Origin of the sequence: Cobetia sp. MB87 (genome assembly GCF_011319755.1) — a bacterium.
In the GTDB taxonomy this organism is placed as follows: domain Bacteria; phylum Pseudomonadota; class Gammaproteobacteria; order Pseudomonadales; family Halomonadaceae; genus Cobetia.
Genome location: NZ_VFBC01000007.1, coordinates 398,941 through 424,342, shown reverse-complemented (window position 1 = coordinate 424,342; position 25,402 = coordinate 398,941). Strand labels below are relative to the sequence as shown.

20 protein-coding genes are annotated in these 25,402 nt (G+C 63.8%); 9 read left to right on the top strand and 11 right to left on the bottom strand.

What is annotated here, in order from left to right; translation table 11 throughout:
* Nucleotides 1-160 precede the first annotated feature (160 nt).
* The 8 genes from CDPAHKCJ_RS07895 to CDPAHKCJ_RS07860 all read left to right on the top strand — a co-directional run bounded on the left by CDPAHKCJ_RS07895 (nt 161) and on the right by CDPAHKCJ_RS07860 (nt 7,836).
* Nucleotides 161-661: a hypothetical protein gene (locus CDPAHKCJ_RS07895; RefSeq protein ID WP_131431471.1), complete on the top strand. Its 501-nt coding sequence runs from the start codon at nt 161-163 to the stop codon at nt 659-661.
* A gap of 343 nt (nt 662-1,004) precedes the next feature.
* Nucleotides 1,005-1,619: a CBS domain-containing protein gene (locus CDPAHKCJ_RS07890; RefSeq protein WP_166019319.1), complete on the top strand. Its 615-nt coding sequence runs from the start codon at nt 1,005-1,007 to the stop codon at nt 1,617-1,619.
* A 250-nt stretch (nt 1,620-1,869) separates the two neighbouring features.
* A complete protein-coding gene (locus CDPAHKCJ_RS07885; protein WP_166019318.1) occupies nt 1,870-2,484 on the top strand; it encodes a hypothetical protein in 615 nt (204 codons plus the stop codon).
* Between the two features lie 227 nt (nt 2,485-2,711).
* Entirely contained in the window at nt 2,712-3,902 is a 1,191-nt protein-coding gene (locus tag CDPAHKCJ_RS07880; RefSeq protein WP_240916701.1) for an MFS transporter, read from the top strand.
* A 367-nt stretch (nt 3,903-4,269) separates the two neighbouring features.
* Nucleotides 4,270-5,043 (top strand): DUF969 domain-containing protein, encoded by a 774-nt coding sequence (locus CDPAHKCJ_RS07875; protein ID WP_166019316.1) that lies wholly within the window; start codon nt 4,270-4,272, stop codon nt 5,041-5,043.
* Entirely contained in the window at nt 5,040-5,951 is a 912-nt protein-coding gene (locus tag CDPAHKCJ_RS07870; RefSeq protein ID WP_166019315.1) for a DUF979 domain-containing protein, read from the top strand. Before CDPAHKCJ_RS07875 ends, CDPAHKCJ_RS07870 begins: the two co-directional genes overlap by 4 nt.
* Nucleotides 5,952-6,027: 76 nt before the next feature.
* A complete protein-coding gene (gene pcp, locus CDPAHKCJ_RS07865) occupies nt 6,028-6,687 on the top strand; it encodes a pyroglutamyl-peptidase I (RefSeq protein WP_166019314.1) in 660 nt (219 codons plus the stop codon).
* 102 nt (nt 6,688-6,789) lie between these two features.
* Complete coding sequence (locus CDPAHKCJ_RS07860; protein ID WP_166019313.1) at nt 6,790-7,836, top strand: asparaginase; 1,047 nt, start codon at nt 6,790-6,792, stop codon at nt 7,834-7,836.
* 233 nt (nt 7,837-8,069) lie between these two features.
* Here the strand turns inward: CDPAHKCJ_RS07860 and ppc are convergent, their stop codons facing one another.
* The 5 genes from ppc to cysM all read right to left on the bottom strand — a co-directional run bounded on the left by ppc (nt 8,070) and on the right by cysM (nt 16,725).
* The gene (gene ppc, locus CDPAHKCJ_RS07855) at nt 8,070-10,718 is read right to left on the bottom strand and encodes a phosphoenolpyruvate carboxylase (protein ID WP_166019312.1); all 2,649 of its coding nucleotides are present in this window, start codon (nt 10,716-10,718) and stop codon (nt 8,070-8,072) included.
* A gap of 331 nt (nt 10,719-11,049) precedes the next feature.
* Entirely contained in the window at nt 11,050-12,018 is a 969-nt protein-coding gene (gene mazG, locus CDPAHKCJ_RS07850) for a nucleoside triphosphate pyrophosphohydrolase (protein ID WP_166019311.1), read from the bottom strand.
* Nucleotides 12,015-14,279: a GTP diphosphokinase gene (relA, locus tag CDPAHKCJ_RS07845; protein WP_166019310.1), complete on the bottom strand. Its 2,265-nt coding sequence runs from the start codon at nt 14,277-14,279 to the stop codon at nt 12,015-12,017. The genes mazG and relA overlap by 4 nt, the downstream gene beginning before the upstream one ends.
* 56 nt (nt 14,280-14,335) lie before the next feature.
* Complete coding sequence (gene rlmD / locus CDPAHKCJ_RS07840; RefSeq protein ID WP_166019309.1) at nt 14,336-15,739, bottom strand: 23S rRNA (uracil(1939)-C(5))-methyltransferase RlmD; 1,404 nt, start codon at nt 15,737-15,739, stop codon at nt 14,336-14,338.
* Complete coding sequence (gene cysM / locus CDPAHKCJ_RS07835) at nt 15,739-16,725, bottom strand: cysteine synthase CysM (RefSeq protein WP_166019308.1); 987 nt, start codon at nt 16,723-16,725, stop codon at nt 15,739-15,741. Before cysM ends, rlmD begins: the two co-directional genes overlap by 1 nt.
* Nucleotides 16,726-16,946: 221 nt before the next feature.
* Between cysM and CDPAHKCJ_RS07830 the strand changes: the two genes are divergently transcribed.
* Nucleotides 16,947-20,159 (top strand): hybrid sensor histidine kinase/response regulator, encoded by a 3,213-nt coding sequence (locus tag CDPAHKCJ_RS07830; protein ID WP_166019307.1) that lies wholly within the window; start codon nt 16,947-16,949, stop codon nt 20,157-20,159.
* 110 nt (nt 20,160-20,269) lie between these two features.
* Here the strand turns inward: CDPAHKCJ_RS07830 and acpS are convergent, their stop codons facing one another.
* From acpS to lepB, 6 genes are all read right to left on the bottom strand, one after another.
* A complete protein-coding gene (acpS, locus tag CDPAHKCJ_RS07825) occupies nt 20,270-20,647 on the bottom strand; it encodes a holo-ACP synthase (RefSeq protein ID WP_166019306.1) in 378 nt (125 codons plus the stop codon).
* Entirely contained in the window at nt 20,644-21,474 is an 831-nt protein-coding gene (gene pdxJ, locus CDPAHKCJ_RS07820; protein ID WP_166019305.1) for a pyridoxine 5'-phosphate synthase, read from the bottom strand. Before pdxJ ends, acpS begins: the two co-directional genes overlap by 4 nt.
* Before the next feature lie 121 nt (nt 21,475-21,595).
* The gene (gene recO / locus CDPAHKCJ_RS07815; RefSeq protein ID WP_043331865.1) at nt 21,596-22,312 is read right to left on the bottom strand and encodes a DNA repair protein RecO; all 717 of its coding nucleotides are present in this window, start codon (nt 22,310-22,312) and stop codon (nt 21,596-21,598) included.
* 203 nt (nt 22,313-22,515) lie between these two features.
* Nucleotides 22,516-23,460, bottom strand: coding sequence for a GTPase Era (era, locus tag CDPAHKCJ_RS07810; protein ID WP_052384345.1), 945 nt, complete (start codon nt 23,458-23,460; stop codon nt 22,516-22,518).
* A gap of 92 nt (nt 23,461-23,552) precedes the next feature.
* Nucleotides 23,553-24,245 (bottom strand): ribonuclease III, encoded by a 693-nt coding sequence (gene rnc, locus CDPAHKCJ_RS07805; RefSeq protein WP_043331866.1) that lies wholly within the window; start codon nt 24,243-24,245, stop codon nt 23,553-23,555.
* 340 nt (nt 24,246-24,585) lie between these two features.
* Nucleotides 24,586-25,389, bottom strand: coding sequence for a signal peptidase I (lepB, locus tag CDPAHKCJ_RS07800; RefSeq protein ID WP_166019304.1), 804 nt, complete (start codon nt 25,387-25,389; stop codon nt 24,586-24,588).
* Nucleotides 25,390-25,402: the final 13 nt, after the last annotated feature.

Below are 25,402 nucleotides of genomic sequence, written 5' to 3'. Positions count from 1 at the left end.
CAGGCTGCATGACCCACACCACCTGGCACTCGGGCCCTCCTCGACGTCCGAGGCAAGAACCGGGCAGACAATCGTCCGCCTTCGTGACACCATCAGCGCCTGGACATGGCAGTAGCCGCCACCCACTTTTCCCCGCCGTTTTTAGAGAAGAGAGACTGTAATGGACGCGACCACTCTGACACGCGACTTCCACCTGTGGCAGCGTTTCTCCAAGCAAGACCGCCTGGAACGTGAACATCGTGCTGCCCGCCGCAAGATCGCCGAAGCTGGCACCATGGCGACGCGCATGATCAAGGCCTACGAAAGCATGGCCGCCAAGGGCGTCTCCGAGAATGCATGCTATCGCACCATCTACAAGCAACGCGATGCGCAGGGTGAGATCATGGTGCGCGAAGGCTGGCTCAAGGTGCGTCGTGTAGTCGCGGAAGGCGGCACAACGCGTCTTCGCGGCACGCTGATGACGACGTTCAGCCTGCTGGATGGCGAGCAGGAACCCGCCGATGCCAGCGTCGAGAAACTCACGCTCGAGGTGTATGACGAAATCGTCGCCGGTACCAAGATGAAGCTGGCCTGCAAGGTGGACCGTTGCGACGCCGACGACCAGACGGACTTCATCACCTTCCTGGATGCCGTACGCGGCGACCTCAAGCAGTGGGTGTGACGCGCCCAGACGTACACGCCAGCTCCTGATGAAGGGATAACTCCCTGAACCGCCTCAATGATGCCCTCTCGCCTCGTGCAGTGGGCATCATTGCCGTCAGGGGCCGGGAAACTGCTGACTCATGCCAATGCCGATCTGCCGGGGGAGCATTTGTTTCCGAAATGGAATCTATCCATTTCCTTTCTCGCACAGATAGCGACAGATATTGACCTGATAGATCGAAATCCTTGCCAATGTTGCGACAGTAGCAACCTGAGGTTACCCATCGTGCAGGAAACTCCTGGCTCTCACCTGACTCACAGTACCCAGAATATGCTCGTCATCCGATTACAGGAGTCAGTCCATGAATGCCATTGCACCGTCGGCTTATCATACCCTCGACGTCGAAACGCTCTCTCATGTCACCTCTGCTCGCCTGCCTTTGCAGCCTATCGGCGACATCACCATGGATAGCCCAGCCAGTGAGTTGGTGACGGACTTTGCCGTCACCGCCGGTCGCAGCATTCAGGGCAGCGCCTCCATCGGTCAGGCATTGGCGACCATGAAACAGGCGGGTGTGCGTCTGTTGCTGGTCCACGATCATGATGGCACCTTCACCGGCGTGGTGACCTCACGAGAACTGCAGGGTGGCCGAGTCGTGATGCGCGCCATGACCCGCTTCAATGTTCAGCGCGACGAAGTCACTACCGACATGGTGCAGATCCCCCGCGCCGAGCTGCAGGGCATTCCTCTCGCCGTGCTCAAGCGCGCCCGCGTGGGGGACCTGGTCGAGACGCTGCGTCAGAGCGGTGAATCCCACCTGCTGGTGACCGAGCAGGGCGACGATGGCAAGCCCAGCGTGCGTGGCCTGGTCGCCGCTTCCCGCGTCGGCAAGGCGCTGGGGCTCAACCTGGAACACCCGCCGGAAGCACGCAATTTCGCTGACATCTGCCGGGCCGTGCTGGGCAAGTATGAGTAACCTGACACGAGGATGCAGTGCTCTCAGTCATCTGCCTGACCGAGCTGTCATGAAGACGTGTCATGACAAGATGATTTATCCCCAGACTGGTGCTTGATTCGGGAAAAATGTTCACAAACGGCGTATGATGTGGCTATCAGCGCGAGATATCACTTGGCAGGCAGCATGGAAGCGCCTGTCGGTCAGAGAGATGACTCGGGCTCTGACGGATATACTCAGCCAACGGATGGTGTAGATGAGGATTTCAGCCATGCCATTACGCTCACTGCGTGATCATCTTTTCAAGCAGCGCCACGTCGAGGTGCTTGTCATCAAACAGATTGATGGCGAGCTCGTGCATGTGTGTGGTGCCGGCATCGTGGAAGGCAACGGCAGCGTCAGTCACAAGCGGCGTGAGCTGCAGCGTGACAACCATGCCTTCCCGGTGCGCATGCATGATGGCAATCAGGTACTTCAGCCGGACGACTTCAATCGTCTGGTGCTGCTGGAGGAAGTGACTCTGCATCCCCTTGGCTGCCAGCCGAAGGAAGCCATCTCGCTGGAGGTGGCTGGTCATCGCTATCGTGTCGCGCATACCCCCATGCGCTGCTGGCACTTCCGTGGCCATCTCGTGCTGGAGCGCACGCCCCAGGGCATGCTGCTGAGCACTGAGGACATGACCCTGATTCGCGCCAAGGCGAGTCGCCAGCCAGTCTCCAATATGGCACGCGCCAATGCCGAGCGCCTGCAGAAGACGCCCGCATGGCGCAATGTCGCTCCCCGCGGCCACGATGTGCATGCCGACGGCGCCACGACGCGTCAACGCGCCCCAGCACGCAGGGTCGATAGTACGACACGCGAGCTGGAGCTTGAGCCCAAGTACTGATCATTCAGGTACCGGCAAGCGGCGCATCGCGACGGGACATTGAGCCAGGACAGATACAGTGAGAAAGGCTCATCGAGACAGACGCATTGAAACAGAACGCTCGGCAATTGCCGAGCGTTCTGCTGTCCAGCCCGGTGAGAGGAAGAGCGGCTCGCGGCAAGACAGCCTGAGCATATGCCGGTATTCTCACAGACCTGTCCTCTCGTTCAGGTTTCCTCATGCGCCGAATGCCAGCATCCCTTTTCCTGCTCATCCTGATTCTGGTCGCCCTGAACCTGCGTCCGGCGCTGTCATCCCTGGCGCCCCTGCTGGATCGCATCACCCAGGACCTGGGCCTGAGCACGCTGGCAGCGGGCCTTCTCACCACACTGCCCGTCGTCTGCCTGGGGCTGTTCGCCCCACTGGCGCCGCGCCTGGCCCGCCGCCTGGGGGTAGAGCGCACCCTCAGCCTTGCCCTGGCCACTCTCGGCATCGCCCTATGGTTGCGGGCCAGTGACATGGCACTACTGCTCTATCTCGGCACCCTGTTATGTGGTGGCAGCATCGGCGTCGCCGGCACCCTGCTGCCCGCCATCGTCAAGCGTGAGCATCCTGAGCGAGCCGACCTGTTCACCGGCGTGTACACCATGGCGCTATGTCTTGGTGCGGCGCTGGCCGCGGGACTCAGCGTGCCACTGGCCAACCTTCTCGACAGCTGGCAAGCCTCATTGGCCTGCTGGGCGCTGCTTGTCGTGATCGCGCTTCCCGCCTGGCGCCTGAGCATGCCCCACCCGTGGCCAGAGAAGATGACCAGCCATCAGCAGGCCACCCCTCGCCTGTGGCACCTGGCGCTGGCCCGTCAGGTCACCTTCTTCATGGGCTGCCAGTCTTCACTGGCCTATATCGTCTTTGGCTGGCTGCCTTTCCTGCTCCAGCAGCGCGGCCTGAGCGATATCGAATCCGGCTGGCTGTTGGCCGCCTCGGTGATGGCCCAGGTGCTCACCGCACTGTTGGCCCCCGTGATCGGCCGCATGGGGCGCGACCAGCGCCCCGCCATCCTGCTGCTGTTGTCCTGTACCGCCATCGGCCTGCTGGGACTGATGATCGGGCCACTCTCCCTGCGCTGGCTGTTCGCCGTGCTGCTCGGTTTCGGCCAGGGGGGCAGCTTCTCGATGGCATTGACGCTGCTGGTGCTGCGCACCTCCGATGCACGTCTGGCGGGCGCCCTCTCCGGCATGGCACAAGGCACCGGCTACATGCTGGCCGCCCTCGGGCCACTCGCCGTCGGCATCCTGCTGGAAATCACGGCCGACCTGCGCGTGATCGCGTCGCTGTTCGCGCTGATCCTGCTGAGCGCCGCCATGCTTGGTTATCAGGTCGGCAAGCGCCGCCGTATCTGCCTGCGCGAAGATGGCAGCACCGAAGTGGTCGATGGCTGACATCATTCTCCCCCACGGGGTGAGGCAAGGCCCCAGCAAGGTATCAATATTATCTGTCATTCATATTTGGATGATAGGTTCTCTCGATACTACTTGTCGTTGAAATTTATATATTCCGAATGTCTCATTTGGATTCCTCTGGTGTCGCTCTACCCTCTGAGTTCTCGTTGTAAAGCAACGAACATTGCGTCCTGCCATGTTCGAACGGCACTGCCATGTTCGAACGGCTCGGCAATATTCAGATAGCCAGGCAATGTTCGACCGGCTTCGCAACAAGACCCGCATAACAACAAGCTCACACCCAGAGGCACAGGCTCATGTCCTTCGAAAGGATTCCATTGTCCTCCCCCTGCACGGGAGACACCTCATGCTGTCATTGATCGGCGTTGCCATCATCGTCATCGGCCTCGCGCTGCGCCTCAATGCGCTGCTGGTGGTGCTAGTGGCAGGCTTCTCCTCCGGCCTGGTGGCCGGCATGTCACCTACTGAAATTCTCGCCGCGCTCGGTCAGGCCTTTACCGACAACCGCGCCGTCTCGCTGTTCATCATCACCCTGCCGGTGATCGGGCTGCTCGAGCGCAATGGCCTGCGCGATCAGGCCGAACATCTGGTCCAGAAACTGCGGGCCGCCAGCGCCGGACGCATCTCCTTCAGCTACCTGGTACTGCGCAAGGCGACCAATGCCTTCGGCCTGCAGCTCGGTGGTCACCCGGCGATGATCCGACCGCTGGTCGCCCCGATGTCAGTCGGCGCCGCCGAACGTGATCTCCCCGAAGAGGCGCTGAGCTCGCCACGCTTCAAGGCCCTGAGCCAACGCATACGCGTTCTGAATGCCGTCAGCGAGAACTTCGGCAACTTCTTCAGCCAGCTGATCTTCGTGGCTTCCGGCGGGTTGTTGCTGATCAAGAGCGTGCTCGACAAGAGCGGCGCCAGCGTCAGCCTGGCCGACATGGCGTTGTATGCCATTCCCACCGCGCTGGTGTCACTGGTGGTGGTCTTCGTGCTCTGCCGCCGGCTGGACGCACGCATTCGCCGTGAACATCAGCTGTTGCGCGAGGAGTATCCCCAGCCCTCCGGCCAGGCCAACGCCACACCGGGCAAGGACACCTTCACCACTTCCGCGACGGAGAGCCACTCATGAACGGTATCGACGCTCTCTACCTGATTACCGGCTTCGCCATCATGGCCTTTGCCGCCCTGACGCTCACCGATCGTGATCATCCCCGCAGACTCGGCACCAGTGCCTTCTGGATGATCTTCGGCATCAGCCTGGCATTTGGTCAGTGGCTACCCGATGTCGTGGTCGGTATTGCCATGCTGGCGCTGGCCCTGCTGGCTGCCACCGGTCAGCTCGGGTTCGGCAACTACGGCCAGTTGAGCGATGAGGCGCGTCAGGCGCGCCGCAAGCGTCTCGGGTCGCGCCTGTTCATCCCCGCGCTGGTGATTCCGGTCGGTACCTTCCTATACACCCTCACAACAGGTCAGAGTGCGCTGGTCGGCCTTGGCGTCGCGACGGTGCTGGCCTTTGCCGTGGCGCTGCTGCTGCTGCGCGAGAGCCCGGCGACCGGCATGCAGGAAGGTCGCCGTCTGGCCGATGCCATCGGCTGGGCCGCCATCCTGCCGCAATTCCTGGCCGCCCTCGGTCTGCTGTTCGATCAGGCCGGTGTCGGCCAGACCATCGCCGGGCTGGTCTCGAGCGTGGTGCCGGATACCAGCCTGATCGCCTGCGTGATTGCCTACTGCGTCGGCATGGCCGTATTCACCATGCTGATGGGCAACGGCTTCGCGGCCTTTGCGGTCATCACCTCCGGCATCGGCTATCCGCTGGTCATCGCGCTGCATGGCGGCAACCCGGCCATCGTCGGTGTGCTGGGCATGCTGTCCGGCTACTGCGGCACGCTGATGACGCCGATGGCCGCCAACTTCAACATCGTGCCGGCTGCCCTGCTGGAACTGGATGACCGCTACCACATCATTCGCGCACAGATACTGCCTGCGCTGGTCATGCTGGCCGCCAACATCAGCCTGATGCTGCTGCTGGCCTTCTGATCTCCCACTCCCACCCGCGCATCGATCACCGCCAGCAGTGACCCGCGGTGATCGATGCCAGCCAAGGAATTTCATCATGCATCGTCTGCTACTCTGCGGCTTCGAGCCCTTCGGCACGGATAGCGTCAATCCCGCCCTCAAGATCATCGAACAACTGGACGGCCAGAGACTGGCCATGCACGACCAGCCCGATGAGCGCTTCGAGATCATCACCTGCCGGGTGCCGGTGACACGCTACGCCGCGATTGACAGCGTCATCGAGGCCATCGGCCAGCACGCCCCTGACACCGTGATCATGCTCGGTCAGGCCAGCGGTCGCAGCGCCATCACGCCGGAGCGGGTCGCCATCAACCTGGATGACTATCGCATCAAGGACAACGGCGGCCACCAGCCGGTGGATGAGCCCATCGAGGCCGATGGCCCGGACGGCTGCTTCACCACCCTGCCAATCAAGGCGATGGTCAACGACCTCCAGGCGGTGGGCCTTCCCGCCAGCGTCTCCTACACGGCAGGCACCTTCGTCTGCAACCACCTGTTCTATGGGGTGCAGCGTCATCTGGCGGATAGCCCCATCCGCTCAGGCTTCGTGCATATCCCGGCGCTGCCCGAGCAGAGTGTCGATGGCCGCCTGCCGACCATGAGTCTTGAAAGCATGCTCGAAGGCGTGCGTGTGATGTGCGTCAGCGCCATGTCCCATCAGGAGGATGCGCGCATCGGCGGTGGCAATATCAGCTGAGCACCTCCCGCGCGTCGCGGCTGAGCGCCCGACTCCGACAGCTCCCCTGCAAGCCGGCATGCGTTACAATGCCGGCTTTCCCATTTCTGGCAGGTGGACACGATGACTCCCGAGACGCACATCCTGGTGCTGTATACCGGCGGCACGCTGGGCATGGTGGAAAGTGAACAAGGACTGGTACCTGCCGGTGACTTCGATGCCCGTCTGCGTGCAGCACTGGAACAACTGCCCCCCAGCCGTCGTGGCCGTCTGCCCGCCTTCACCCTGCGCGAGTTTCCGCAGCTGATCGACTCCTCCTCCGCGACACCGGCGGACTGGCACACCATCGCCAGCCAGATCGCGGACGCCTACGACAGCTTCGATGGTTTCGTCGTGCTGCAGGGCACCGACACCCTGGCCTGGACTGCCTCCAGCCTCGCCTTCCAGCTCAAGGGTACCGCGCGCCCGGTGATCGTCAGTGGCGCACAGTTGCCGCTGGAAGCCGAGCACAGCGACGCGCTGGGCAATGTCGAACTGGCGCTCACCGCCGCCGCCCAGCCGACCCTCAACGAAGTCGTGGTCGCCTTCGGCGGGCAGCTGCTGCGTGGCGTGTGCACCCGCAAGTGGTACACCCAGGACCACCGCGGCTTCACCACGCCCAATGCGCCGCTACTGGGCGAATGGGTCGATGACCGCGTCGTGCTCTACCCCGGCCGGCTGATGGATGACCAGGGCCCCGCCTTCGAGCTGCCCGACTATGCTCGACTCGGCAAGGACAGCATCATTCGTCTGCCGCTCTACCCCGGCATCAGCGCCGAGAGCGTGCGCGTGCAGTTGATGCGCCCGGAGGTCAAAGGTGCCGTGCTGGAGCTGTGGGGCAGCGGCAATCTGCCAGAAGACAGCGAGCTTCTGGGGGTATTGGCCGATGCACGTGGTGAAGGCAAGCTGCTGGCCGGTATCAGCCAATGTCCGCACGGGCCGGTCACCATCGGCCACTATGCAGCCGGTGCAGGTCTGGCCACCATCGGTGTGCTGTCAGGCGATGACATGACGCTGGAAGCGACCTTCACCAAACTGCTGCATCTGGTGGCGCTCGATCAGGATGAGGACTGGCAGCGAGAACGCTTCCTGATGCCCTTGGTGGGTGAGCGCGCCAGCGGCCTGCTGTGAGTCCTGGCAGTCCCGCATATCGCTGCACTATTGTCGCTGACGACTGAACTCTAGCAGTTAAACTCTTGTCGCTGATCAGCGCGCTAACAGCCCCATGGTTGGCCGATAGATAACAGAAAGCCCCCGCCAGGCATGCCTGACGGGGGCTTTCTGTTTGCGCTGATAGGCCTTGGCCAACCCTTCACACCAAGGCGCAAATCAACAGGGCCAGCTGGTTCACCGGATCAACCGAATCAACCGGTGTTGCGCAGACCGGCCGAGATACCGGCCATGGTCACCATCAGCGCGCGTGACAGCTCGGCGGAGATGGCGCCGTCGGCGTCGCGGTTACGCTGCAGCAGCTCGGCCTGCAGACCATGCAGCGGGTCGATGTAAGGGTTGCGCACATCGATGGCCTGACGGATCAACGGCATATGCTCAAGCAATGCCTGTTGATCGCGGATTTCCAACACCACCTTCTCCAGGCGCTCGAGACGATCACGCAGCGATTGCCCCAGCGCCTTCAGGGCCGGCTCATCGACCAGACGCTGCTCATAGTAGGCCGCCGTCGAGAGATCGGCCTTGGAGAGCAGCATCTCCAGCATGTCGACATAGGTGGAGAAGAACGGCCAGTCGTTCATCATCTCGCGCAGCACTTCCAGACCGCCCTCTTCCTGCATGCGGGTGGCGAAGGCCTCGCCACTGCCGAGCCAGGCGGGCAGCATCAGGCGAATCTGGGTCCAGGCGAAGATCCACGGAATTGCGCGCAACGTCTCGACGCCACCATCCTGACGACGCTTGGCGGGGCGTGAGCCCAGCGGCAGGCGGGCCAGCGCGGTTTCCGGCGTTACCGAGCGGAAGTACGGCACGAAATTCGGGTCTTCACGCACCACGCCCACATAAGCCTTGTGCGCGATGCCGGCCAGGCGATCCATCTCGTCACGCCATTGCTGCTTGGGCGCCGGCGGCGGCAGCATGCTGGCCTCCAGCACCGCGCAGACATAGATCTCCATCGAGCGACTGGCGATGTCCGGCAGACCGAACTTGAAGCGAATCATCTCGCCCTGCTCGGTGACCCGCAGTGAGCCGGTCACCGAGCCCGGTGGCTGAGACAGGATCGCCGCATGCGCCGGACCGCCGCCACGACCGACCGTACCACCACGGCCGTGGAACAGGGTCAGTTCGACGCCGTGGCGCTTGGTGACTTCCACCAGCGTTTCCTGGGCGCGGTACTGTGCCCAGGCGGCCGCCAGCTGACCGGCGTCCTTGGCGGAGTCGGAGTAACCGATCATCACTTCCTGACGGTCACCGGCCTGCTCGCGATAGATCGGCATGCCCAGCAGCGTGTCGATGACGGGGCCTGAGCGATCCAGATCATCCAGCGTCTCGAACAGCGGCGCGATGGGCAGACGCACATCACCGCCGATCTCCTTCATCAACAGTGCCACCGCCAGCACATCGGAGGCCTGACCGGCCATCGAGATGATGTAGGTGCCCAGCGCCTCGCGATGCTCGCGCGCGATGACCTTGAAGGTATCCAGCACCTCGCGCGTGTCGGTGGAACATTCCCAATGGCGCGGTATCAGCGGGCGACGGCCAGCCAGCTCCCTGGTGAGGAAGTCACAGCGCTGCTGCTCGTCCCACTCGAAATAGCTGCCCAGCCCCAGCGTCTGGCTCAGTTCGTCGAAGACCTGCGCGTGACGCGTACTTTCCTGGCGGATATCGAGCTTGGTCAGGGTGACACCGAAACAGGCCACGCGACGCAGGGTGTCGAGCAGTGCGCCATTGGCGATGGTGTCCAGCCCCACATCGCACAGCGAGCGGTAGCAGGCCAGCAGCGGCGTATACAGCTGCTCGCGGGTCTCGATGATATCGACGCCTTCGTGGCGCTTGCCGTCCAGGCCCGCCTTGGCCCAGTCACGCGTGCTTTCCATGCGCAGGATCAGGCGGCGCAGGATCTCGCGATAGGGTTCGGCCACATCGCCGGCCTCGGCACGCAGAGCGGCCGTGCACTTCCACATCGACAGCTCCGACTTGAGCTGTTCGAGGTCGCGAAGGTAAAGGTCCGCCGCCATCCAGCGTCCCAGCAGCAGCACGGTCCGCGTCACGCTGGCGGTGACATTGGGGTTGCCGTCGCGGTCACCGCCCATCCAGGAGGCGAAGCAGATCGGCGCGGCGTCCAGCGGCAGACGCTCACCGGCGGCGTCCAGCGTCATCTCATCAAGCTGACGGTGGAAGTCCGGCACCGCTTGCCACAGCGAGTTCTCGATGGTGGCAAAGCCCCACTTGGCCTCATCCACCGGCGTCGGACGCTCGTGGCGAATCTCGTCGGTGTGCCAGGCCTGACTGATCAGCTCGGTCAGGCGTGCACGCGCAAGCGTCGCCTGTTCCGGGCGATCACAGGCGCCTTCCATCTGGGTCAGACAGCCCTCGATGGCATCATATTTCTGGATCAGGGTGCGGCGGATGACTTCCGTCGGGTGCGCTGTCAGTACCAGCTCGACACGCATCGCCGAGAGCTCCTCGACGATTTTCTGCGCGCTGAAACCACGCTCGCGTATACGCGTGATCAGCTCGCCGAGGTCCGGCTGGCTGCCGGGACGATAATCCTCGACGCGCTTGAAGCGGCCACGGTAGTGCTGCTCAGCGATGTTGGAAAGATTCAGAAACTGGTTGAACGCCCGGGTGACCGGCAGCAGATCACCATCCGGCAGATCACGCAGATAGTCGATCAGCTCATGACGGGCAGCCTGATCGCCCTGCTGGCCCTGTTTGGCCAGGGCGCGGATGCGCTCGATGCGTGCGACGAAGTCATCGCCGAGGTCGGCCGCGATGGTCTGGCCGAGGTTGTCACCGAGAATACGCACGTTATCGCGCAACGATTCATGCAAGTCGTGACTCATGAAACCCTCCTTGGGAGTGACGGTGCTGCCGCGGTCATCTTCCCCTGTCACCAGGGGCACATCGTCAGATAGCTGACAACAGATTCCCTCATTGCGCAAAGACACCTGATGACAACCGGCTGAGGGAAGACACCGGTCTGGCGCTGGTGAAGACACTGGCGCAAAGGGAAAGACCCGCGGCGCAGCAGACCGGAAAGCAGGACAAGACTCGCGTCCTGATCGCTTCCCCTCAGCATACGACCGCGGGCCTTGGCTCCACAATCCGACTATCGCGTAAACTTACTACATTTTTCCAGATGCCCTTTTCCCAATACCCTGCGCCGACGCTCCCTCACCGGACCAGCGGCCTCACCGGACGCGCTGCTGACGTTGCACCATCGCCCCGTCGCGTCTGCTCAGCGGCACGTTCCTGGCGCTTGGCCTCATCCCAATGCGCATCCATCTCGGCAAGCGACGCCTCATCCAGCGTACGCCCTTGCCCTGCGATCGCGGCTTCCACATGGCGAAAGCGTGATTCGAAGCGCGCATTGGTGGCGCGTAGCATCTGCTCCGGGTCCGCCTTGAGAGTACGCGCGAGATTGACCACCGCGAACAGCAGGTCTCCGACTTCCTCGCGCGCATGGGCCGTATCGCCCTCGGTCAGCGCTTCCTCGACTTCGCCGAGTTCCTCACGAATCTTGGCCAGCACGCCACTCGTGTCCGGCCAGTCAAAACCCGAACGCGCAGCCTTCTTCGAGAGCTTGGCCGCCCGCGTCAGCGCCGGCAGACCAAGCGGCACGCCATCCAGCACGCTGACGCCGGCAGTCTGGCTGGCAGGCACGCCTCCGGACTCCTGCTGCTTGAGCGACTCCCACTGGGCGTTGAGCGAGCCTTCGTCGACCTCATGAGTGGCGATGCCCTCACGGCGCGACGCGAGGGTGCCATCCGGGAAGACATGCGGATGGCGGTGCAGCATCTTCTCGGTCAGCACATGGATCACGTCGTGGAAATCGAAGCGTTGCTGCTCACTGGCGATCTGGGCGTAGAAGACGCCCTGAAACAGCAGGTCACCCAGTTCCGCCGGCAACTCCTCGAGCACACTGGCATCGGCCGCGGCGCGCTCGATGACATCGGCGACCTCATAGGCCTCCTCCAGGGTGTGCGGCACCAGACTCACGTAATCCTGGCGGCTGTCCCAGGGGCAACCGTACTGCGGGTCACGCAGCACGGCCATCAGGGTCAGCAGGTCATCGAGGGTGTAGCGCGTATCAACTTGCCTGCCTGCAGCGACATCGACACTGGCATCGAATCGGCGACTCATGCCTTGTCGCCCCCGACCCGCAGGCGCTTGACGTCGATGATGTTGGGCAGCTGCTGGATGCGGGCGAATACGCGCCCCAGCACGTCGAGGTTCTCGACTTCCAGCGTGATCTTGAGCGTGGCGATGTTGTCGAGCTGATCGGTGCGCGTGTTCACCGACAGCACATTGACCTTGTCGCCGCTCAGCACGTTGGTGACATCACGCAGCAGGCCGGAGCGGTCCCAGGCCTGGATCTCGATATCCACCGGATACTGGTTGCGCGAGCGCTGCCCCCAGTCGACATCGACGATGCGACGCGGCTCGTCCGAACGCAGCTGGATCAGGTTCGGGCAGTCCTGACGGTGCACGGTCACGCCGCGCCCCTGGGTGATGAACCCGGCGATCTGATCACCCGGCACCGGGTGGCAGCAATTGGCCATGGTGGTCTTCAGATTGCCGACCCCCAGCACCATGACGGCGTCGGGCTTTTCCTTGCCCTGCGGCTTGCGCTGGCGCAGCAGGCGCTCGAGCTGCTCCTGATCATCGGTATCGCCGAACAGCTGCTGGGCCTGATGCAGCACCTGGCCGACGCGCAGATCGCCGGCACCGATGGCAGCGTACATGTCATCACGCGTCGGATAATTGACGGCGTTGGCCAGCTTGTCACGATCGAGATTCTCCAGCGCCAACCGCGAGAATTCCTTCTCGAGCAGCGCCTTGCCCTCATCGACGTTCTGGTCACGTGCCTGCAGCTTGAACCAGGTCTGGATCTTGGCGCGGGCCCGCGAGGTGCGCACATAGCCCAGATTCGGGTTGAGCCAGTCGCGACTCGGGCCGCCCTTGGTGGCGGTCAGGATCTCGACCTGCTGGCCGGTCTTGAGCTTGTAGGTTAGCGGCACGATACGCCCGTCGACCTTGGCACCCCGACAGCGATGGCCGACCTCGGTGTGCACGCGGTAGGCGAAGTCGATCGGCGTGGCGATCTTGGGCAGGTCGATGACATGCCCTTCTGGCGTGAAGACATAGATGCGGTCCGGCGCGACATCGGAGCTCAGCCCCTGACGGATCGCCTCCTGTCCGCCGTTCTCGCCGACTTCGTCCTGCCATTCGAGCACCTGACGCAACCAGGCGATCTTGTCCTCGTAGCTACGACTCTTGTGGCCGACATCGTGGCCCTTGTAACGCCAGTGGGCACACACGCCCAGCTCCGCCTCCTCGTGCATGTCGAAGGTACGGATCTGGATCTCGATGACCTTGTTGCTCGGCCCTACCACCGCAGTGTGCAGTGACTGGTAGCCATTCTTCTTGGGGTTGGCGATGTAGTCGTCAAACTCATGCGGCACGTGGTGCCAGCGCGAGTGCACGATCCCCAGCGCCGTGTAGCAATCGCTGACGGTGCCGACCAGAATCCGTACCGCGCGCACGTCATACACCTGGGAGAAGGCGATGCGCTTGATCTTCATCTTCCGCCAGATGGAGTAGATGTGCTTGGCACGGCCCGCGACATCGAAGTGCTTGATGCCCTGCTCGCTCATCAGAGTGCGCATCTCGACCAGCAGGTCGGCGATGTAGTGCTCACGCTCCAGGCGCTTCTCGGACAGCTGCCTGGCGATGGTCTTGTATTCATCTTCCTCGCGGTAGCGGAAGGACAGGTCCTCCAGCTCCCACTTGAGCTGACCGATGCCCAGACGGTGCGCCAGCGGCCCGTAGATATCGAAGACTTCGCTGGCCACGCGCATGCGCTTCTCGCGCGGGGCATCCTTGACGTGACGCAGGGCGACGGTACGTTCGGCGATCTTGATCAGCGCGATGCGCACGTCATCGATCATCGACACCAGCATCTTGCGCAGGTTGTCCTGCTGGTCATGCTGCGCCATGCCATGACTCGGCGCCTGCAGCTGACTGATGGCGGCCATGTTGAGCACGCCATCGATCAGGCGTGCCACTTCCTTGCCGAAATGCTTCTCGATGGCCTCAAGCCCCAGATGCCCTTCACGTACCGCGCGATAGAGCACGGCCGCGACCAGCGCCGGTTGATCAAGCTTTAGTTCCGACAGGATGTCGGCCATCTCGAGACTGAAACGGAAACTGCGCAGCGGCTCGCGCCACGGCTTGTCACCGCGAGCATCCGCCTCGCGCGCCACCTTGAGCGCCACTTCACAGGCCTGCACCATGACCTCGGCATTCACCGACGGGACTTCCTCGCGCAGTCGCGCGACCCACACCGGGATGTCCACACCACCGCTATCGGTCAGCGGCTGATCTTCGCGCACCTTGACCATGACCCTATGTCCTTGAATATCTTGCCATCTTGATGACAGTGCCCGAGGGCACCGCCTCAGTCTTCCGCCCGCTCCAGCAGCAACATCGATTCCAGATGTGCCGTGTGAACGAACATGTCCGCCATCAGGGCACGCGTGACGCGATAACCGGCGTCCTGCAACAGCCGTGCATCACGCATCAACGTGGTCGGGTCACAGGCGATGTACAGCACACGCTGCGGCACTCGGCTGACCCTCCCAGCATGCAGATCACGTGCCAGCTCCTCGCAGAGAGGCTGAGCGCCATCACGCGGCGGGTCTAGTACCAGAAGGTCGATACCCTCGAGTGACGGCAGGGCCTTGCTCAGGTCCGCTCGACGTGCACTCACCTGCGCCAGCCCGTTGGCTTCGGCGTTGGCCATCAGCTGGTCGACCATGCCCTGACTGCCCTCGATGCCCGTCACCTCACTGGCGCCGGCCGCGGCAGCCGCCAGGGTCAGGTTGCCGACACCGGCGTAGAGGTCCATCACCTTGAGGCCACTGACGTCGCCCAGCCATTCGAAGGCGGTGTCGATCAGGCGCTGATTGAGCGCCGCATTGACCTGCACGAAGTCGCCCGGCGAGAAAGCAAGACGCAGCGTCGTTGCGCCGATATTCAGCGAATACGCGGCGTTCGGCGTGCCCGACAGCCACTCCAGCACCACCGGATCCCGTCCGTCCCGCCAGCCGACCACCAGGCCGTGCTGCTCGGCGAAAGCCTGCCAGCGCTGCGCATCACGCGGCACCGCCTTGAGCTGGCGCACCACCACGATGACCTGCCCTTCGGCAGCGGTCAGCTCCAGATGGCCCAGACGCTTGGGCGCCTCGAGGCTTTCGATCAGCTCACGCAGCGGCGCGAGCAGACGGTCCAGCTCCGGCACCAGCACGCTGCAGGTGGTGATATCGACCAGCTGGTTGCTGCCGCGTCCCCGGAAGCCGAACTGCAATTCACCGGCATCGGTCACGCGTACGCCGATACGCGCGCGGCGGCGATAACGGCTTTCATCATCGCCCAGCGGCTGAATCTCGGGCAGCGTCACGCCATTGCGTGTCGCATGTTCGCCCAGCACCTGCACCTTATGGGTGCGTTGGGCATCCAGCGCCATATGCTGCAGATCACAGCCGCCACAGCTGCCGAAATAGGCACAGGGCGGCGTCACGCGACTGTCAGCCGCGTTGTCACGTGCACGCACATGCGCCTCATTGAAGCGCTTGTGGGTGCGGTGGATGGCCAGCGTCACGCGCTCGCCGGGCAGGGCCTGATCGATGAACTGGGTCTTGCCGCTCTCGTCATGGGCGATGCCGCGCCCGTCATGGGCCAGGCGGTCGACCGTCAGCCACTGGCTGTCGGCGTCGCTGGCATTGCGGGTGCCACGGCTGGCCACTTCCTTCTCGCGACGGGTCGGCTTGCGCGCCGGTCGCTTCTGTCCGAGCAGCGCCATCAGGAACGCTCCCCTGCGACAGCTTCATTGTGGGGCGTGTCCTGCTGAGTCATGTCGTCGTCCTGGGTATAGAGGCCTGTCGAGAGATAGCGGTCTCCCCGGTCACAGACGATGAACACGATGACCGCATTCTCGACCTGCTCGGCGAGCTTGAGCGCGCCCGCCAGCGCACCGCCGGAGGAGACACCGGCCAGGATGCCTTCTTCCCGCGCCAGACGACGCATGCAGACCTCGGCCTCGTGCTGACCGATATCCAGCGTGCGGTCGACGCGTGAGGCATCGAAGATCCGCGGCAGATACTCGGCAGGCCAGCGGCGGATACCCGCGATGCTGGCGCCTTCGGCAGGTTGCAGGCCAACGATCTCGATGGCCGGATTCTGCTCCTTCAGATAGCGCGAGGTGCCCATGATGGTGCCGGTGGTGCCCATCGAGGACACGAAGTGCGTGATGCGCCCATGGGTCTGCTGCCAGAGTTCCGGCCCGGTGGTGCGGTAATGCGACAGCGGATTGTCCTGGTTGGCGAACTGATCCAGCGCCTTGCCCTCACCACGCGCGATCATCGCCTCGGCCAGATCCCGCGCGTGCTCCATGCCATCGGCTTCGATCAGCGTGGCCCCGTAGGCGCCCATCGCCTGCTTGCGCTCGCTGGAAGCACTGGCCGGCATCACCAGCACCATGCGGTAGCCCTTGATGGCCGCCGTCATGGCCAGCGCGATGCCGGTGTTGCCGGAGGTCGCTTCGATCAGGGTATCGCCGGGCGAGATCTCGCCGCGCGCTTCCGCCTCCTGGAACATGGAAAGCGCCGGACGATCCTTGACCGAACCGGCGGGGTTGTGACCCTCCAGCTTGGCCAGCAGCACATTGTTGCGGCCCGCGGTGATGCGCGTCAGGCGCACCAGCGGCGTGTTGCCGACGACATCTGCAAGGCTGGGATAATCGGACGCGCCAGGGGTGGCGTCACCGGGGGTTTCGCTGAGATGAGACATGAGAGGCAGACTCCAGAGACGCCGCGCCCGGACAGCCGAATGACAGCGGTCAGGCGCTGGCATCGGGACCAAGGACGAACGGGGGGCCGCGTCGGGGTGTAGATGATGCGCGCAGTATATCGCTCCCGCCCAGCCCTGTCAGGGCGCTCGCCATCGCTTCGCTCAAGAGCGCGAGGTATGCTTGCCGCTGATGCTCGTTCGCCCTTTGACGATGGATTGCCATGCTGCTTCGTACCCGATTCCAGCTTGCCCTCTTGCTGCTGCCCCTCGCCACCAGCCTGATGTTCAGCCTGTATGCGGTGGACCGCGAGATCAGCGGTGAGCGCCTGGCCATGATGGAGCGCCTGCAGGCCAGCATGCAGGCCATCATGCCGGGCATGGCCAACGCCGCCCTCGCCGCTGACGACCAGCGCCTGCACGAGCAGGCCCAGATGCTGATCGACCAGCGCGACGTGCGCGCCCTGACGCTGCGCACCGCCAACGGCGGCGCCCTGTTGCATCTCGGCCCCAGCCAGCGTCCGGAAACCAGCACGCTGGTCGAGAGTCAGGCCTACCCCTCGGACCCGAACTCGCTGGTGATGGTGATGCCGGTCATCGACCCGTGGCGCGAGACGCAACGCGGCGAGCGGATGTCATGGCTGGTGCTGGAGGCCTCCGACACCCGCCTGGTGCTGCATCGCTACCAGCTGCTGGTCGGCTACGGGCTGGCCAATCTGGTCTTCGGGCTGGCGCTGCTGCTGCTGGCCTTCCATGGCTCGCGCCGCATGCTGCAGCCGCTGCATGAGCTGGGCGAGGCCCTCACTTGTCTGGCGCGCGGCGAGACTCACCGCCAGCTGCCGGTGGCAGGCAATGACGACCTCACCGAGCTGGCCGAGAACTACAACCGCAGCGTCGAGCAGCTCAAGCGCGCCCGCGAGGACATGCAGGACCAGATCGAACAGACCACCCAGGACCTGCACGAGTCGATGGAAACCGTCGAGATCAAGAACATCGAGCTCGACATGGCGCGCCGCAAGGCGCTGGAAGCCAACCGCATCAAGTCGGAATTCCTGGCCAACATGAGCCATGAGATCCGCACGCCGCTCAACGGCATCATCGGCTTCAGCAACCTGCTGGGGCGCAGCGATCTGGACAACCGCCAGCGCGACTGGCTGGGCCATATGCAGAATGCCTCCTCGAGCCTGATGTCATTGATCAATGACATTCTCGACTTCTCCAAGATCGAAGCCGGCAAGCTCGAGCTGGAGAAGGTGCAGATGGACATCGAGCCGCTGATCGAGGAAGTGCTCGCCATGCATGCCCCGGAGGCCCATCGCAAGCATCTGCATCTGCTCGGGCTTGTCTATGACGACGTGCCGCAGCGCTTCGAGGGCGACCCGCTGCGCATCAAGCAGGTGGTGACGAATCTGGTCGCCAATGCCGTCAAGTTCACCGAGCGCGGCGAAGTCATCGTGCGCGTGATGGTGGATGATCTGTCCGGCAGCAACACCCGCCTCAAGATCGCGGTGGCAGACACCGGTATCGGCATGGACAGCGCCCAGCGCAATCGCCTGTTCCAGGCCTTCTCACAGGGAGATCCGTCACGAGCACGCCAGTTCGGCGGCACCGGCCTTGGGCTGATGATCTCCAAGCGACTGGTCGAGCAGATGGGCGGCGAGATCCAGGTCGACAGCCTGCCCGGCCACGGCTCCACCTTCCTGTTCAGCGTGCCGGTGGCGGTGAGCAGCATCGAGGAGCGCCCGCGCGAAGTCGTGTTCGATCATCAACGCATCTGCCTGATCGAGCCACACTCGGCCACCCGTCGCGCCCTGAGTTACCTGCTGACCCGCTGGTCACTGACGCTGGTCGGTATCGAAGAGCAGCCGGACCTGGTGGTGGTCGCGCTGGAGAGCCGCGACCTCAAGCGGCTGGATGAATGGGGCGCGCGCCTCAAGCATCTGCCGTGTCGCGTGCTGGGCCTGCTGAACGCGCCCCTGCCCGCCGACGCCGAGAACCTGCAGCAGTACGGCATCGACGAGGTGGTCAGCAAGCCGGTCACACGCCTGCAGATGCGCCACAAGCTGGCCAATCTGCTGCATTCACCTCACCGCGACCCGACTCAGGCGCCGCGCAGCGCCTCCTTCTCCTCGTTCGAGCCGGCCACACGTGAGCAGGACGCAAGCACGGCGCCAGCCGCCAAGCCGACCGCCACGCCTGACGCGAGCACCAAGCCCGCCAGCACGCCTGTCAAGACGCCCGCTAGCCCGAGACCTGAGCCCACCGCCCAGTCTGCGAGTCAGGAGACGTCCGCACCGCCACGCAAATGCGTGATGGTAGTCGATGACAACCCCTCCAACCGCCTGCTGGCCGAGGAGTTGTTGACCGACATGGGGCTGGACACCCTGGCCGCCCAGAGTGGCGAAGAGGCGCTGGCCCTGGCTCAGGAGCAGACCGTGGATGCCGTCCTGATGGATATCCAGATGCCGGGCATGAACGGGCTGGAAGCCACCAAGGCGCTGCGGCATCAGCATCGCGAGGGCAACCGTCACCTGCCGGTGATCGCCCTCACCGCCCATGCATTGGCGCATGAACGGCGAGAGCTGCTGGCGGAAGGCATGGATGATTATCTGATCAAGCCCATCGATGAAGGCCTGCTGGCCAACCTGCTCAGCCGTCATCTGGGCATTTCGCTGAACCCGCCACCGCAGGCCGCGCGGTCATCCAGCCAATCGCGCAGCCCTGCCCGCAGCCAATCGCGCAGTCCAGAACGCAACCAACCGCGCAGCCCTGCTCGCAGCCAGGCGACGTCTGCCTTGCCGCCGGGAGTGAAAGACGCTGCCAGCCAGGCCGAGTCCTCGTCGCCGGCAGCGCCCCTGCCCCGCTCTGCCGCGAAGAGTCAGCTCAGCCTGGAGCAGGACGCCGACCTGCCGGTGGTCGACATGGCGCTGGGCGTGGAGATGGCCGGAGGCCGCGAGGCCCTGGCTCTGGAGATGCTGGGGCTGCTGATCGAGAGCCTGCCGGAGAGCGAGGCCAGGATCCGTCGCGCCTGGCAGGCGCGTGACAACGAGGCGATGCTCGATGGCGTGCATTATCTCAACGGCGCCTGCCGCTACTGTGGCGTGCCGCGTCTGGCACTGCTGGTGGAGGCACTGGAGACCCGCATCCGCGTCAGCGGCCTGTCGCAGCTGGAAGAGGATGTCGATGCCCTGTTCGCGGCCATCGACAGCCTGATCCAGTGGTCGCACAGCGACGAGGCCAAGGCCTTGCTCGCCGCGCCGCTTGAACCGGCCAGTCCCGCGGGCGAGACGCCTGAGACGCCGACAGCGTCCTCTGTCGAGACCTCTTCATCGTCCGCCACCGCGCCCTCAGACGCACCCGCTGAGCCCTCCGACACAGGCTCGCCACAGACAAGCAAGCCACAGACGAGCGAGCCCCAGTCCAAAGACCAGCCCTGAAAGACCAGCCCCGCACAAACGACAACGCCACCCGCTGCCGCTAGGCAGGGGTGGCGTTGTCTTTCGAGCGCCGTGTTCAGAGACGCGATCCAGCGCCAGATCGAGGGAGGCTAACGCTCCAGCACCACGAAGGCGATGGCCTGATCACGCTCATCACTGATCGACAGGTGCAGATGGCGGATACCCGCCCGCGCGGTCAGGGCTTCCGCCTCGTCAGACAGCTTGAGCGAGGGCTTGCCCAGGGCGTCGTTGACCACCTGAATCTGGGTGAAGCGCATGCCCTGACGCAGGCCGGTGCCCAGCGCCTTGACGAAGGCTTCCTTGGCCGCGAAACGCTTGGCCAGAAAGGCCGCCGGCTGAGGGTGATCGACAAAGCGCGCCAGCTCCTCTTCCCCCAGCAGTCGGCGCGCAAAGCGCTCGCCATGGCGCGCCATGCCGGCCTCGAAGCGCTCGATACGCGCGATGTCCGTGCCTATGCCGACGATCATCCGCAGCAGCCTGAGCCCTGCACATGCTCATGGTCATCACCGTGTTCGTGGTCATGGTCATGATCGTGCGCATCCAGCGCGGCCATCAGGCCCGCTTCCTGGCCTGCGATACACAGACGCTTCATCTCGATGACGGCCTCCTTCAGGCCGACGAACATGGCGCGCGCGATGATCGCGTGACCGATGTTCAGCTCGTTGAGCCCGGAGATACCCGCGATCGCCTCGACGTTGTGGTAGTTGAGGCCGTGACCGGCATTGACCACCAGCCCCAGCTCGTTGGCCAGTTCCGCGGCGGCCGCGATGCGCTCGAACTCGACACGCGCCGTCTCGCCCGTGGCATCGGCATAGGCACCGGTATGCAACTCGATGACCGGCGCACCGGCCTCGAAGGCGGCACGGATCTGCGCAGGCTCCGGGTCGATGAACAGCGAGACTTCACAGCCCGCCGCCGCCAGACGCTCGCAGGCGGCGGTGATGCGCGCCAGATCACCGGCGACATCCAGCCCGCCTTCGGTGGTCAGCTCTTCGCGCTTTTCCGGCACCAGACACACGTTGGCCGGCTGGACTTCCTCGGCCAGCGCCAGCATCTCTTCGCTGACGGCCATCTCGAGATTCATGCGCGTGTTGAGCACCTCGGCCAGAATGCGCACGTCGCGCTCCTGGATGTGGCGACGGTCTTCACGCAGGTGCACGGTGATACCGTCGGCACCCGCCTCTTCCGCGACCAGCGCGGCCTGGACCGGGTCCGGATAGCGGGTACCACGCGCCTGACGCAGTGTGGCGATGTGGTCGATGTTGACCCCGAGCAGGATGCGCAGCGGATGCATGGTCAGCTCCTAACGATGAACAAGAGAACAGGCATGGCGACGAGGGCCATGCCGAAGACAGGTCGCGCAATACTATCATGCGTCACGCCGCAGCCGGACAGTGTCGCCACGCCTGATGACGTCAGTCGGACTGACGACTCTGACGCCGCCTGGCCGTCAGCTGCATCATCAACTCGCGCGAGCGCAGCGGGCGCTCCCCCAGCAGCGGCGCCAGCGCACGCCGCGCCAGCCACAGGCTCTCGCGGGCAAGCCCAGCATGGCCCCAGTCTTCGCTGGCCAGCAACTTCAGGGCCCGCCCTTCGATGCCCGCCGCGCCTGGCGGCTGTGCCTGAAAGCGTCGCTCACTGACCACATAGTCATAGCGCACATCCGGCATCAGCGGGCTGTCATCCAGGGCGCGAAACTGCGGCAGTTGCTCCAGCGCTTCCAGCAGACTGTATTCGAGTCGCCTGAGCGCGGGCGCGCGTCTGGCGGGCAGTGCCACCTCATCCAATGTCAGCGAGTAGAGCGCGAACAGCTCCGGCACCGGCATTTCCACCGGCAGCGTGCGGGTCAAAAGCTCATTGGCGTAGAACCCGCACAGCAGCCCCTCGCCCGCCAGCAGACTGGCACTGCCGCCGGTCTCCATCAGGTTGAGCGTCTTGAGATCGCTCTCGCCTCGCCAGGTGACATGCAAGGGCGTGAACGGCTGCAGTCGGGCACGCGCCTTGCTGCCCGGGCGCTGAACGCCACGCGCCACCGCGCGCACCCGTCCGTGTTCGAGGGTCAGCAATTCGATGATGGCACTGGTTTCACGGTAGGGCTTGCGATGCAGCAGGAAGGCCGGTTGCGGCGTCATCAGGCAGGCTCACGTCAGACGGTGGCTTGGCAAAAAAAGCTGGCAGAAGGACTGGCAGAGGGACTGGCAAGAAACGAGACCGCCTGGGCAAGGCCAGGCGGTGCGCGGCAGAGGCCGCGAGAACATCGGATCAGCGACGGGCGGCACACGGCAGGTGCGACCCTCTCGGATCGCCACCGCCCTGCACCGCTCGTGCGACGTCGTCAGTCCTTGTCGTGGGTGTAACCCAGACTCTTCAGGGCACGCTCGTCATCCGACCAGCCACGCTTGACCTTGACCCACAGGTTCAGCATGACCTTGGCGTCGAAGGCACGCTCCATCTCGAGACGCGCTTCGCGACCGATGTTCTTAATGCGCTCACCGTTCTCGCCGATCAGGATCTTCTTCTGGCCCTGGCGCTCGACCATCATCAGCGCGCTGATGTGCAGGGTGCCGCGCTGATCGGTCTTGAATTCCTCGATCTCGACGGTCATCTGGTAGGGCAGTTCGTCGCCCAGCTGACGCATCACCTTCTCGCGCACCAGCTCGGAGGCCAGGAAGCGAGAGCTCTTGTTGGTGATCTGGTCGTCCGCGAACATGTGCTCGCCCTGCGGCAGACGCTTCATCACGTTCTCGAGCAGCAGATCGATGTTGGTGCCGTTCTTGGCCGACATCGGAATGATGGCCGCGAAGTCACGACGCTCCTGCAGGCTCTGCAGCCAGGGCGCGAGGGTGGTCTTGTCCTTGAGCCAATCGATCTTGTTGACCACCAGAATCACCGGCGCCTTCACGTGGGCCAGCTTCTCGAGCACGATCTGGTCTTCTTCCATCCAGCGGGTGCGGTCGACGATGAAGACGACGGCATCGACGTCACGCAGCGCCTGGGTGGCGGCCTGGTTCATGAAGCGATTGATCGCCTTGTTGCGATCGCGCTGCATGATGTGGATCCCCGGGGTATCGACGAAGACGCACTGGGTGCCCTCTTCGGTATGGATACCCATCACTTGGTGACGCGTGGTCTGCGGACGACGCGAGGTGATCGAGACCTTCTGGCCCAGGATGTGGTTCATCAGCGTCGACTTGCCGACATTCGGGCGACCGACGATGGCGACGAAGCCACAGCGGGTGTCCGGCAGCGGCTGATCGCTGACACCGGCGGCGGCCAGCATGCCCTCGAGGGCATCCGGGGTGCCGGCGCCGTTATCAGTGGAGTGATCAGAGGCGTCGCCGCTCGGGGTGACGTTGTCTTCTGGGGTATGGCTCATGAGCGGCCTCCGCGGGCAGGTTCGAGCAGTTGCAGCGCGAACTCGGCCGCCTGCTGTTCAGCATGACGACGGCTGGAGCCGACGCCTGTGGTCTTGGTGTCGATCATCTCGACGTGGCAATCGACGCTGAAGGTCTGCGAATGCGCTTCGCCTTCGACGCTGGTCACCTCATAACGCGGCAGTGCCGCCTGACGCGATTGCAGGAATTCCTGCAGACGCGTCTTGGGGTCTTTCTGGGTGTCCTGAAGATTCAGCGCTTCAAGACGGGTGGCGTACCAGCGCAGCACGTGTTCACGCGCCACCTGCATGCCGGCGTCCAGATAGATGGCGCCGATCACGGCTTCCACGGCATCGGCCAGAATGGACTCGCGACGGTGACCGCCGCTTTTCATCTCGCCGGAGCCCAGACGCAGGTTCTCGCCGAGATTGAATTCACGCGCCAGCTCCGCAAGGGTCTGGCCCTTGACCAGGCGCGCACGCAGGCGTGACAGCTGGCCTTCACGGGCCTGGGGGAAGCGCAGGAACAGCGCTTCGGCGATCACGAAATTGACGATGGAATCGCCAAGGAATTCGAGACGCTCATTGTTCTGGCCACCATAGCTTCGATGGGTCAGAGCCAGTTCCAGCAGGCTCGCATCCTCGAAGGTGTGGCCGATACGCTTTACAAAGGCATTCAGCGGGCTACTCACAGGTCTCCCTACTCTCTTTTTGTCGCTGACGCCCGCGGGCGTCCTGTCGAATGGTGCATCAGTCATGCTGGCTGATGCCTGTCGTCTTCGACATGTCTCGCGATGCCCGAAGCCTACGCGGCTTGAGGAGTTGCCGATTGCCACCATCCCAATCCGATATTCGTCAGCCGCGCTGCCCGCAAGCTTGTGGCCACGGGTCCGACATGATGAACAGCAGGTTGACATGGCAGGCACGACGCATCGTCCCATGTCGAAAATCCGCACTGATAAGGCCGGCGGGCCAATGTGGCCCTGCCAGACACGACCGGGCCGCCTCTCGGCGGCCCGGTCAATGCACTGATCAATGAATCAGGCGTACCGAGGAAAAGTCCGGGAACCCTTCTTTCCAGTGCATCCACACCGCCACCGCCTTGCCGACGATGTTCTCTTCCGGCACGAAGCCCCAGTAGCGGCTGTCGTTGGAGTGATCACGATTGTCACCCATCACGAAGTACATGCCTTCCGGCACCCGGATCTCGCGCATCTGCGGGCCGGGGTCCTGAGGATTATTGTAGATTTGATGCGCGTGTTTCCCCAGTGTCTCATCCAGCAGGTCTTCACCGGACTGTTCACTGGAGTTGCGCGCATTCAATGTCTTGTCGATGGCCTCACCATTCACGTAAAGCTGCTTGCCTTCATAGCGAATGGTATCGCCCGGCAGGCCGACGACGCGCTTGATGAAGTTGGTGGACGGATCCTCCGGGAAACGGAACACCATTACATCGCCACGCTCCGGCTCGCCGACTTCCAGCACCTTGATGTCGACCACCGGCAGGCGCAGGCCATAGTCATACTTGTTGACCAGGATGAAGTCGCCGATCTTGAGCGTCGGCAGCATCGAGCCGGACGGAATCTGGAACGGCTCGAACGCGAAGGAGCGTACCACCAGCACCAGCAGCAGTACCGGGAAGAAGGACTTGGCATAGTCCACCGGCCACGGGTCACGCGCCAGCTTCTCACGCGTGCCAGCGTCCAGTTCTCCTTCAACGGAGGCCTCGGCCTTGGCCACACGCGCCTTGCGCGCACTGCGCAGGGCAACCAGGTCTATCAACCACACCACGCCGGCTACCGCTACGGCAATCACCAATACTAGCGAGAAATCCATCGTTGTCCCTGTC